Origin of the sequence: Brasilonema bromeliae SPC951 (assembly GCF_012912135.1) — a bacterium.
In the GTDB taxonomy this organism is placed as follows: domain Bacteria; phylum Cyanobacteriota; class Cyanobacteriia; order Cyanobacteriales; family Nostocaceae; genus Brasilonema; species Brasilonema bromeliae.
In genome coordinates this window covers 1-11,818 of record NZ_QMEB01000220.1, presented here as the reverse complement: position 1 = coordinate 11,818, position 11,818 = coordinate 1, and the positions used below count along the sequence as shown (strand labels likewise).

The 11,818-nt window shown below is 42.8% G+C and carries 11 protein-coding genes and 1 pseudogene; 9 read left to right on the top strand and 3 right to left on the bottom strand.

The features are described 5' to 3' along the window. Nucleotides 1-361 precede the first annotated feature (361 nt). The 8 genes and pseudogenes from DP116_RS30425 to DP116_RS22545 form a co-directional block, all read left to right on the top strand. Nucleotides 362-472 (top strand): annotated as a pseudogene (locus DP116_RS30425) (reverse transcriptase N-terminal domain-containing protein); the annotation flags it as partial. Nucleotides 473-581: 109 nt separating this feature from the next. Further along, nucleotides 582-1,190 (top strand): reverse transcriptase/maturase family protein, encoded by a 609-nt coding sequence (locus tag DP116_RS22575; RefSeq protein ID WP_369333956.1) that lies wholly within the window; start codon nucleotides 582-584, stop codon nucleotides 1,188-1,190. An 87-nt stretch (nucleotides 1,191-1,277) separates the two neighbouring features. Continuing rightward, nucleotides 1,278-1,481: a hypothetical protein gene (locus tag DP116_RS22570; RefSeq protein ID WP_211173447.1), complete on the top strand. Its 204-nt coding sequence runs from the start codon at nucleotides 1,278-1,280 to the stop codon at nucleotides 1,479-1,481. 197 nt (nucleotides 1,482-1,678) lie between these two features. After that, nucleotides 1,679-3,508, top strand: a complete 1,830-nt coding sequence (locus tag DP116_RS22565) for a reverse transcriptase/maturase family protein (protein ID WP_169157307.1) — start codon at nucleotides 1,679-1,681, stop codon at nucleotides 3,506-3,508. A gap of 66 nt (nucleotides 3,509-3,574) precedes the next feature. Next, the gene (locus tag DP116_RS22560) at nucleotides 3,575-4,474 is read left to right on the top strand and encodes a group II intron maturase-specific domain-containing protein (RefSeq protein WP_169157306.1); all 900 of its coding nucleotides are present in this window, start codon (nucleotides 3,575-3,577) and stop codon (nucleotides 4,472-4,474) included. A 115-nt stretch (nucleotides 4,475-4,589) separates the two neighbouring features. After that, on the top strand, nucleotides 4,590-4,832 hold the full coding sequence (locus DP116_RS22555; RefSeq protein ID WP_281357462.1) for an SCO5389 family protein: 243 nt from the start codon (nucleotides 4,590-4,592) through the stop codon (nucleotides 4,830-4,832). A gap of 242 nt (nucleotides 4,833-5,074) precedes the next feature. Further along, entirely contained in the window at nucleotides 5,075-6,112 is a 1,038-nt protein-coding gene (locus DP116_RS22550) for a metal ABC transporter solute-binding protein, Zn/Mn family (RefSeq protein WP_169157305.1), read from the top strand. Nucleotides 6,113-6,221: 109 nt separating this feature from the next. Continuing rightward, complete coding sequence (locus tag DP116_RS22545; protein WP_169157304.1) at nucleotides 6,222-6,359, top strand: HNH endonuclease; 138 nt, start codon at nucleotides 6,222-6,224, stop codon at nucleotides 6,357-6,359. Nucleotides 6,360-6,521: 162 nt separating this feature from the next. Here DP116_RS22545 and DP116_RS22540 read toward each other — a convergent pair whose 3' ends face one another. Next, nucleotides 6,522-7,226, bottom strand: coding sequence for a hypothetical protein (locus DP116_RS22540; RefSeq protein WP_169157303.1), 705 nt, complete (start codon nucleotides 7,224-7,226; stop codon nucleotides 6,522-6,524). Between the two features lie 782 nt (nucleotides 7,227-8,008). Here DP116_RS22540 and DP116_RS22535 point away from each other — a divergent pair. Next, entirely contained in the window at nucleotides 8,009-8,809 is an 801-nt protein-coding gene (locus DP116_RS22535) for a nucleotidyltransferase domain-containing protein (RefSeq protein WP_169157302.1), read from the top strand. A 214-nt stretch (nucleotides 8,810-9,023) separates the two neighbouring features. Here DP116_RS22535 and DP116_RS22530 read toward each other — a convergent pair whose 3' ends face one another. Beyond that, nucleotides 9,024-10,619, bottom strand: a complete 1,596-nt coding sequence (locus DP116_RS22530; RefSeq protein WP_169157301.1) for a nickel-dependent hydrogenase large subunit — start codon at nucleotides 10,617-10,619, stop codon at nucleotides 9,024-9,026. Nucleotides 10,620-10,742: 123 nt separating this feature from the next. Further along, complete coding sequence (locus DP116_RS22525; protein ID WP_169157300.1) at nucleotides 10,743-11,705, bottom strand: hydrogenase small subunit; 963 nt, start codon at nucleotides 11,703-11,705, stop codon at nucleotides 10,743-10,745. Nucleotides 11,706-11,818: the final 113 nt, after the last annotated feature.

Here is an 11,818-nt window from a genome sequence, read left to right as displayed (position 1 = left end):
CTCTACGTAGATTTGAGGATTGTTGCCCAGATATGCGTAGATTTTTACAAGCGGAAAGGATGTAAGGGCAGCAATTGTGTATTTGACTGCTAAGAGCTAGGCAAGTATGATATTGACCTAGTTGCACCCAAATTAAACCCGGTGGACAGAGAGAATCCTAAAGCCAGCGTCAAAACGAAAGCTAGGAACGAAGTAACCCCCCATAGCCCTCAGAAAAGTTAGCTTTTCTGAGAAGGAGTTAACCGGATGCTATGGACGGGTGGGATTGCCTCACAAGCAAATGCCTTGGGTAATGCCAAGGATACGCAGACGGAGGCACGGCAAGCTGGAAGGAATAGGTACAAGTAGCAATTAATAAGTCATGAGCGAGTTAACGACTACGTATGAATGGAACGAAATCCCTTGGCGCAAGCTAGAGCAGAAAACGTTCAAGTTGCAAAAGCGCATATTCCAAGCCTCGAATCGTGGTGATGTCAAGACAGTCCATAAACTCCAAAAATTGCTGATAAAATCCTGGGAGAGCATTGTGCTTTGCGGTCAGACGGGTAACACAAGACAACCAGGGGAAGAAGACGGCTGGTGTGGACGGGTGCAAAAGCCTGACCCCGAAAGAACGTCTCGCACTGGTAAAGAACCTCAAGCTAGAGGAGAAAACCTCTCCTACCAGAAGAGTCTGGATTCCGAAACCAGGAACACAGGAAAAAAGACCATTAGGTATACCCACAGTACACGACCGCTGTTTGCAGGCGCTAGTTAAGCTAGCTCTCGAACCAGAATGGGAAGCGAGATTCGAGCCAAATAGCTACGGCTTTAGACCAGGACGCTCATGCCATGATGCTATAGAAGCAATCTACCTCAGCATCAGTAGAAAACCCAAATATGTGCTTGATGCGGATATAGCAAAATGTTTTGACCGCATCGACCACAAAGGTCTGCTGAAAAAATTGGGGACTACTCCAACAATTAGACGTGTTATTAAGGGATGGCTAAAAGCTGGAGTGTTTGAACAAGGAAAAGGGCTTTTTCCAACCAATGAGGGAACACCCCAGGGAGGTGTAATATCCCCATTACTAGCTAATATTGCCCTACATGGGTTGGAAGAGCAGGTAAAAGAATTGGTGAAAAATCCAAGACTAGAACCAAGACTTATCCGCTACGCAGATGACGTGCGCCATTTAACCAGGCGCTAGACTCCTCTTACAGAGAGGAGAGGTTAGGAAAAGATGACCTCTGGGTCAACAACTTACCTAATGGCGAAAGCCAAAGGGGACAGTAGCATGTTGATAAAGCAGAAGAAGTTAGAAGACGCTTATAATTTCGTTTTGCAAGACCCGCGTGATATGGTGAGAGCCAAACTGCCCAAACCTCAGTTTCCAGTGATGGAAGCGTACATCCCCCGACTAACAGCGTCTCATGGCGGGGTCACTGTGATAGGGTGGCTAAGTCGTCGCCACCTGAACATTCCTCACAGTGAACGGTAAGGAATGACCTTACTGAAGGAAACGGAAGAGGCACCTAAGTCGCGCTCGATACATCTAGCTCCTAGGGAAAGTGGGATTGCCCACCGTGCCGAGAGGCACAGGGTAACGGAGTCACCGTAGTACTCAGAGAACAGGAAAGCTGTTTACATGGGAAAGGGTGACAGGTGTTGTAAAACTCAACAAGGGAGGTGCGCGAGATGCGCAATGCCGAAACAGTGTTGGGAATTATTCATGAACGTGGCAAACGGGGACTGCCATTGGAAGATGTTTATCGACAATTGTTTAACCCCGATTTGTTCCTCAAAGCCTACGGGAAAATTTACCGCAACAAAGGTGCAATGACACCCGGTGCAACAGACGAAACCGTAGACGGAATGTCAAAAGCAAAAATCGATACCATAATCCATGACCTACGTTATGAAAGGTATCGATGGATGCCTGTACGACGCATACACATTGAGAAGAAAAATTCTCTCAAAAAGCGCCCGCTCGGCATTCCTCGTTGGTCAGATAAACTATTGCAAGAAGTGGTACGACTGATATTAGAGGCGTATTACGAACCGCAATTTAGCCCAACGTCCCACGGTTTTCGTTCAGGACGCGGATGTCACACAGCCCTAAGCGAAATCTACAGTAAGTGGATAGGGACAAAATGGTTTGTGGAAGGTGACATAGCTCAATGTTTTGACTCACTCAACCACCAAATTCTCCTCGATATTCTCAAGGAGAAAATTAAGGATAACCGTTTTCTAAGGTTAATTGAAAACTTGCTCGCGGCGGGATATTTGGAGGAATGGCGATACAATGCGACCTTAAGTGGAAGTCCACAAGGCGCAATACTAAGCCCCATTCTGGCGAATATCTACTTAGACAAGTTGGATAAATTTGTCGAAAATACTTTAATTCCAAAATATAACTATGGTCAAGGACGCCAACCCAATCCAGAATGGCAACGATTACAAAGGCAAGCTCAACGTTTGAAAAGAAAGGGTCTATTAGTCGAGGCTCATATTGCGCGTAGACTAATGCAACAGGTTCCATCCCTAGACCCACTTGACCCAAACTATCGCCGCCTGCGTTATATTCGCTACGCTGATGATTGGCTAATTGGCTTCAGTGGTCCACATCAGGAAGCGGAAGATATTAAGCGCGAAATCGGCACATTTGTTCGAGAACATCTCAAACTTGAATTGTCCGAAACCAAAACGCTAATTTCCCACGCACGCACTGAAGCTGCCCGTTTTCTCGGTTATGACATCGTAGTGCTTAACAATAACCAAAAGCTTGATAGGCGGGGACACCGCAGTATCAATGGGCAAATTGGTTTAAGAGTACCACTAGATGTTGTGAAAAGCAAATGCACTCGCTTCCTACTCCACGGTAAACCGATACACCGTGCAGAATTAGTTCACGATTCTGTTTTCAGCATCGTAGCTCATTTTCAGCAGGAATTTCGGGGAATTGTAGAGTACTATCGATTGGCTTATAACCTGCACCAACTCAACCGTTTGAAATGGGTAATGGAACGGTCATTAGTTCAAACGCTCGCACATAAATTGCGTGTTAGCGTCAGGACAATATACCGTCGCTATCAAACTACACTTCAAACTCACAACGGTTCATATATTGGACTGCAAGTAACAGTTGAACGTGGAGAAGGGCAAAAGCCATTAATAGCCAACTGGGGAGGAATTTCGCTTTCGAGAAATATGAAAGCAGTCCTAAATGATTCTCCCTTACGTATTGTAGGCTCAAGGACTGAACTTGAACGTAGACTGCTGGCAGACACATGTGAACTTTGCGGTTCACATGAGGATGTGCAAGTGCATCACATTCGAGCACTCAAGGATCTACATAAGAAAGGAAGAACTCCACCACCTTACTGGGTTGAAATTATGGCTTCCCGACAACGTAAAACTTTAGTAGTTTGTCGCCAATGTCATATGGAAATCCACGCAGGACAGGTAACCCAAAGAACTACCATTGACATGGAAACACTGGAAAGCCGGGTACTCCGAAAAGCGTAAGCCCGGTTTGGGGAGGGGCGGACAGAAAAGTACTTTTAGTAACTCGCTGGTCGCCTACTCTACTTTGTGATATTACATGAAGAACTCAGCGTTATCAAGAAAGCTCAAGAGGTAATTGCAAACTGGCTTAAAGGCATGGGTTTAGAGTTGAAACCAACCAAGACAAAAATCTCACACACGCTTTGTGAATACAACGGCAATGTGGGATTTGACTTTCTAGGATTTAACGTTCGCCAATATAAGGTGAGCAAATACAGTTCTGGGAAGACTATGAAAGGTTATAAAACTCTCATTAAACCAAGCAAAGACAAGGTAAAGAGGCACTTAAGACAAGTAGGAGAAGTAATTGACAAAAATAAGGGTACCCCCCAAGAGGCATTGATTGGTAAATTAAATCCAATCATCAGAGGATGGTGCAATTACTACTCCACGGTAATAAGCACGAAAATCTTTGCATCCGTCAACCACTTTACCTATGAAAAACTAAGAGCTTGGGCAAAACGCCGACACCCCAATGAAAATGCACACCAAATTAGCAACAAATACTGGCTAATTGGGCAAGGAGGGGGTTGGACATTCGCCGCCAGAAAGGAAGAGAAAACCTACAAGTTGCTTAAGCACAACGAAGTGCCAATAATAAGGCACATCAAAGTAGAAGGCTATCGAACTCCCTATGACGGAGATTGGAGTTACTGGGCAACAAGAACAGGTAAACATCCTCAACTGCCAAATAAAGTAGCAAAACTACTTAATCAGCAAAAAGGAAAATGCCAATACTGCGGTCTATACTTTACACCAGAGTCGCTAATGGAAGTTCATCATCTGGATGAAAATCACAAAAACCAGAAATGGAATAACCTGGCACTTGTACACCGCCATTGCCATGACCAAATACATGGCATACAAAACCACGATATCGGCAACCAAGTGTTAGAAACGGATTTTCTAGTAGAAAACCTATTCTAACCGCCTAAGCCCAAGAAGGGTAAGAGGTATGCGTGACAAGCACCAACTTGTTGAGGAGCCGTGTGAAGGGAAACTTTCAAGCACGGTTTTGTAGGCGAGGCAGGGAGGTGACTCCCTGTCCTTAGCCAGCGCTGTAGCACCACCAAGTGAAAAAGAACGTGCTCAATTATTGCGGATGATGGGTGGAGATGCTATTCGTGGGGCAGTTGAGCGTTATTTTGGTATAAAATTGGCGTTTCAGAATTGTCACAGCGTTGGTGTATTTCACCCAAATAGATTAGATTCTGCTGCTTACCAAGATTTTATTTCCATTAAGAGTCAAATTCTTAACCAAACACCAGAATTAGTAGACTGCTAACACTAAACTTCCTGTAAAAGAACAAAGAACAGTAAAGCTACGATACCCCTTGTTTCATCCTCCACGAAAAAGTTTTCCTTGTTTCTCCCGACATGAGGAAATTAGTAGGAGTAGTGAAACAGGGGGTTTCGTTTATGAGAAATTTTCTATAATTGCCTAATAATCCACAATATAGGTGGCAAAAACAACTCCTAAAAGGAAGATACACCATTATTATTGTGTTTGTTTTCATATAATTTCTTATGTCAAAAAAGTTACGATTAACTCAATCATTACGTGCTGCTCTCGTTGCTCTTACCATTGGATTGTTTGGATGTCATAATTTAGGTAGTATAGGAAACACTTCTGCTCATGGCACTCTCAACTCTGGTGAACAGAATGCTAATGTTCCTAGAGTCGTAGCAACGACAAGTATATTGTGTGACTTAACCAAGCAAATTGCAGAGGAGACAATTCATCTCACCTGCTTAATTCCCCCTGATACAAATCCCTACTTTTATCAACCAAAACCAGAAGATCAAGAAGCCATCCAGGAAGCTAAATTGATTCTTTTCAGTGGGTACAATTTAGAACCTAATTTACTTAAGCTTATGAAGGCAAGTAAAAGTAGTGCATCAAAAATCGCAGTTGCTCAACGTGCTGTTCCTCAGCCGCTAAACTTTGAAGGAGAGGATACAACAGTATCTGATCCTTATGTTTGGCACAATGCGAAAAATGGTATCAGGATGGTAGATGTTATTAGCAATAACCTGAGTAAAGTAGTACCAGAGAATGCATCATTGTATAGTAAAAACGCGGTAAAAGTCAAAAATGAACTCACAAAACTAGATGATTGGATTAAGTCAAGAATATCTAGTGTTCCTGCTCAACAACGCGAATTAATCACAACTCATGATGCAATGGGTTATTATGCCAAAGCTTACGGTCTTTCTTATGAATCTGCTTTAGAAGCTATAAGCGATACGGAAAAACCTAGTGCAACACGAGTACAAGCACTGGCTACATACATTAAAAAATCTAAGATTCCTACGCTTTTTACAGAAACAACAACAAAGAACTCTAATTGGATTAATTCTGTGACTCAAAATACAAAAGCGAAAGTGTCACAAAGGAAGCTATTTGTTAATAACTTAGGTGCGCCAGGAAGCGAAGGAGACACTTACCAAAAAATGATGGTTGCCAATACGCGCACAATTGTAGAAGGATTAGGGGGAACGTATTTGATTTTTGAACCAACACTCTCAAGTAGCCAACAAAAAAGTGATGGGGGGAACCAGTAACTGTTAAGAATTCAGTAATTGGTAATGGATAATGGGAAAAAAACCCACCATTACCATCTTAAGTATTACGTAATAAGACAAATAGTATCAGTAGCATTAGGTCAACAGCATGAGTTGCGAGTTGTGTGAAAGACAAGTGCAGCCGTTAACGGTTCATCATCTGATTCCTAGACAGAAAAAGGGTGATCATGGATCGAAGATAAATATCTGTTCTGCCTGCCATAAGCTTGTTCGCTCTATTCTTTGAAAAGCAAAATTAAGAAGTTATTGAACAAATAACTTGTAAACTATGGCGATTGTAGGGGAGTAATGGTTGGTTATCAAAATTGTTGTAACCGAAAACCATCAATGCTTTTTCTGAGCGGATAACCTTCGACTCAGCTTTTTATGTTTCATAAATCGAACATATTCAAGACAATTTTTTGTCTCTACGAATTGTTGAGCCAGGAGTCAGATTCCGTCGGCTAAGCCAAGTGACAACAGGGAGTCCCAGCAAAGAAAATAGAGAACTATTTGGCTCAGGAACTGAAGTAGTGGAAATAGGTGTCACAGTGATATTATCAAGCCCCATAGGATTAGAGCAACATGTTACTGCCGGATTAGTTAGAGAGATGATCAGACTGTCGATTAAGTAATTCGAGTTCGGGTTGACTACAGTTTTAAAATTACCAAAAGTGTTTGGAACCGTACCTTCAAAAGAAAATATCGCTGTTGAATTTAACGATCCCGTTATTACATAAGGAATTGGAGTTACACTGGAGTAAAGATCGACCGAGCCGAATGTAAATTTAGAGTCATCATTTGTAATTTGAATTGTAGCAGTCAGCGGGTTTAGACCAGCCTCCTTCCTAAATTGTATAAAGGGAGCCGGTTTACCGTATGAGTCACTTACAGCCCAGGGACCAGAAACTGCCGAAGTTGTAAAACCAGATTCAGTATAGGTTGATAGCGTCCCTACAGATGCCTGCTCAAACGTAAGCGTCGCAGCAGATGCCGTTTGATGTACTCCAAGCAGCAGGCCGAGTAAAGTAATCAGCTGTGTAGCAGGAACTATCGATACCAAAAAATTAGAAGTCAAGGCAAAATAACTTTTCCAGAAATGAATAAGATTCATTTTTCCCTCTAAAGATGAAAATAAATACACGCACATCTTGCACCAATAAAAATTGATGCTATTTAGTCACCCAGTATGAAAACTAAAGCCCGTATTTTACAGAGAAAAGCCAATAAAAATCATATAACTTTGTTTCTTTGCTTTTGACTTAGCCCAGGCTTTGAGGATACCTACTTGTTTGTATCGTCAGAACCAGAAACATAATTATGACGCTTAAGATTGCCAACCACTAAAGACGCATGGTACTACCTCTTTAACAAAAGTGATAGGTGAACTTCAGTTTACTTATCAGCTTCAAGCGTAGTGTTTTATGCAAAACCTCATTTTTTGTTACAAAAGTTCATGAGATGTAGTAACTTGCTGTCCAACGTCATTACGAAAAATCAGTTGGGCTGAATTTTTCACCCAACTACAAACTCCAACTATTGCTGCGCGTCTACGTCAACCCTTGAAAACCTTAATCTGTGAGCGCATTTCTTGGCGGTAGTACAAAAACAATCTCCTAAAAGGTGTATCTTACTTTAACAGAGACAGTAATTTATACACAAATTCAGGGAAATATGCAACGTTTTTATGCTGAGTGGCTGTTTGAATACTTGAGTAGAATCCGGAACGCTGCACTTTGATGCTGTAGTTCTGTGTTGAGCCAACTTTTCTGATAACTGCAAACTGTTATAGGTACGGTGTTCTACTTCTAAACATTGCTCGCGCGTATTCTGTCATGTCTATTTTCCTACCCAAAGGTAGCAGTTTTGACCAGAGGAGAAACTATAAAATCCCCTATGCAATCTCAACAATTACAAACAATCCACGATACACTTTTATCCACCTTAGATTTTCGGCCTATATTCATTACGGTTTCGGGTGCGCATCTGTATGGTTTTGAGTCTTATAATTCTGACCTGGATTTGAGGGGCTGTCACTATCCAGTAGGCTTAGAATTCTTGCGATACAATAAAAGCAGCGACACGATTGATAGAAGTTTTGAAGACAGAAACATTTTTCGCGAAGAAACTGATTTGGTTTCCCACTCTTTTTTCAAGTACCTCTATCTTCTAGTTCGCAAAGCCAACGGCTACGTATTAGAGCAGCTTTACTCACCCCTTGTTATTCAGACTTCGCCCCTCCACCAAGAATTGAAGACACTAGGAAAGGAGTGTATCTGCAAAGAGTTAAAATATCATTATGGCGGTTTTTTCAAGAACCAAACTCAGTTATTAACTAAAGAGAAAAAGCAGGTCAAACTTGTTCTTTACCAAGCCCGAATTATAGCCTCCAGTGTGTATGCTGCTCAAAATGGTCAAATCGAAGCTAATTTAGTCAAAGCCAACCAAGCCACAGGCATTTTTGATGAAGCTAAGTTAAATGAACTAATTGAAATTAAGCGACAGGGAGAGAAAAACAACTTTCCAGACAGCAGGCAGTTCAATTATTGGCAGGAGGTAATTAGCAACAAATGGGAATTAATCGACCAAAGTTTTGAGAAATCAGATCTACCAAGTTTTGACAGCCAAAAAGTCAGCACAATGGCTAACAATCTAATAAATCGCAATTTTCAGTTTTTACCGATATCTCGTTACTAACATCCTTCAACAGCTAAAGCACGTTGAATTCCTGTTTCAAAATACCCTCGCTTCTTAAAAGTCAAGAATTAAGTAGGGGAGCCAGTGCTGCAGGAGGGTTTCCCTCCGTAGGCATCTGGCGTTGGGCATTGCAATGCCCACCCTACAGTACATGTGTATTTCACTTAAAATCCCCGGCTATACCTGTTACTCCAGGGAACGCGGTGGGAGAGTGTCAAGCAGTACGAAAACGCGCCAACTCCTTACCCGTCTTAGCATCATGGGCGTGAACAGTACAAACCAAACAAGAGTCAAACGATCGCGCCACATGTCCCACTTCCACTGGATCGCTGGAGTCGAAAATAGGTGTCCCGACTAAAGCCTCTTCAATCGGTCCGCGTATTCCTTCTGCATCACGGGGTCCGATATTCCAAGTACTCGGTGCCATAATTTGGTAATTCTTAATCTTACCGCCCTCAATCTCCAACCAATGACACAGGGAACCGCGCGATGCTTCTGTTGCACCCCAACCGCGTCCATCTTTTTCTTTGGGTTTGATATACCAGGTGTCATTCAGGCGGAACTCGCGCAAGCAGCGTTCTGCTTGTCTGTATAACTTGACAATTTCGTGAACTCGTGCAAGCTGTCGTAGATGAATACTGGCACCACCCATTTGCTTAAATGCATCTAGGATAAACCCATCGTAATGCTGCCAAGACTCTCCATGTTTACCACCAGCGACTAACTGACGTGCGAGTGGTCCTGCTTCCAAACGTCCTAAGTCTTTGTGACGTACTGCTGTTGACCAAGAGTATTGCCCATTGAAGTCTTTGACATTATTTTGACTTGGTTTAGTTGTGCGATCAAAGGGGTGAATGTCTGATGTCAGTTCCTCATACCAGGAGTAAGTTGTATTTTCCCGGACGAAAGTCTGATCCATAAGAGTGTGGGTGTCGGTGAAACTGTCGTAGACTCCACTCTTCATGATCACGGCTGCATTTCGCCCTTGTATTGTTGGCTTCTGGTATTTTGCTTCATGAGGTAAATATCCCCAAGTGACATATCGACCTACACCAACACCATATTTATCTAGACCTATATCTAAGCCCATGCGCCAATAAAAACCTAAGTCAGAATTTGCATGACTTGGACTTTCATCTAGCCATACCATGAAGTCTTCATAAGTCTGAATTTGTTCGTAGCGTTCTAATGAACAACCTAACCACACAGGTTCTAACCAATTGGTGCGGAAGTATTCTAGAATTGACCACGCGCGAGTCACGTCTGTTAAGGTGGGGGCGCACATCACGCCACCTGGAACCATATAACTGCTGTGGGGCCATTGACCGCCAAAGAGGGCATAAATTTCGACAGGTTTACCAGAAATTGTGATGCCAAGTTCGTAAGACTTGCCTGTGAAAGCGGCAAAGCGTCTGCAAGCTTCTGAATAATAAGGGCTATACTGATACTTTTTATTGGTTAAATCTATTGCAAATAGACCATAAAAGTAACGAGGTATGCTTTGGATTGTTTCGACAATTTGACCTAAGTTTCTTGCCAAAATTGCATTACGCGGAACTTCTGTTTCCCAAGCGGTGTCTAATGCCCAAGCTGCACTTGTGAGGTGGGAAGCGCCACAAATACCGCACACGCGAGGTGTGACAATTAATCCTGCTTGGGGGTCTTTTCCGCGTAGGATGACTTCAAATCCTCGAAAGAGTTCGGCATGTGTCCAAGCGTTGACGACTTGTCCATCTTCTATTTCGACTCGGACATCTAAATCGCCTTCTACTCTCCCGACTGGGGAGATGTCTAATGTTTGAATTCCCATTTGTTTTTTGTCCTGTGTCATTTGTACTTTGTGCTTTGAATGAATGCTAATGACTAATGACCAATGACTAATGACCAATGACCAATGACTAATGACCAATGACTAATGACTAATGACTAATGACTAAACTGTAAAAAAGTCATCTTCTGCCCAAGCGGGCATTGTGTCTTTTGCCACGATGGAGAGTAGGGCATAGTCTTTTTTGTTGACTCCTGTGGGTAAGTCTTTGGGAACTCCCATGACGGTTTGTGTCTTAAATACGGTTCCTGGTTTGAGGTCGTAGAAGGGAAATTCCGGTTCAGTGCAACCTAAACAAGGCATCCCGGCGCGGGTTTTGGAGGAGACGCGGTTCCACAAGATGCGGTTGCAGGAGGAACGGGTCATTGGTCCGCGACAACCTAAGTCGTAAAACAAGCATCCTTTACGTTGTCCAAATTCGGTGGTTGATGCTTTGTAGGCAAAGTGGATGTTGCGGGTGCAGCCTGTTTGGGTATAGGTGTTGAAGAAGGTTTGTGGACGATGTAAGTCGTCAAGGGCAATATCACCAATTCTATTGGTGGCGATCGCCACTAATATCTGTGTGATCCAATCCGGATGGGCGGGACATCCAGGAATGTTGATCACGGGTAATCCCGATTTTGTCCGGAATTCTTTTCCTAAAAAGCCCCCTTCTTTGCGTTTGAGAAATTGCAATCCAATCGATTCACTAGGATTAGGTGCCATTGCGGGAATTCCTCCCCAAGTTGCACAGTCTCCCACTGCGACTATATAGTTAGCAACTTGGGATAGATCGTTTAACCAGTCTTTCATGGGGCGATCGGCAAAACGGTTCCATTCTCCTGTACCGTTGGGTGCGTTAATAACTGTGCCTTCAAAAACCAGGATATCCAAGGGAATCTTGCCCAAAAGACAGTCCCACAGCATTGTCTGCAAGTTTGTACCTAATTCCAGTCCTAAAGATGGATGCCAAAGGACGTTTATGCCAAAGTCAGTAACTAAATCACAAGCTGTGGGTTCTTCAGCGTTAAGAAATGACATGGTGTTGCCTGAACATGCACCACCTTGCAGCCATAGTAAGTTAGTCATCAGCTATCTTTTTTTCTATTGTTTGCCCTGGATGATTCAGGGGACGTTATTTGTCGCGTCTCAACTGTTTTTCATTCTTTATTTTTCATATCATGTATTTTTTTATTCTATTG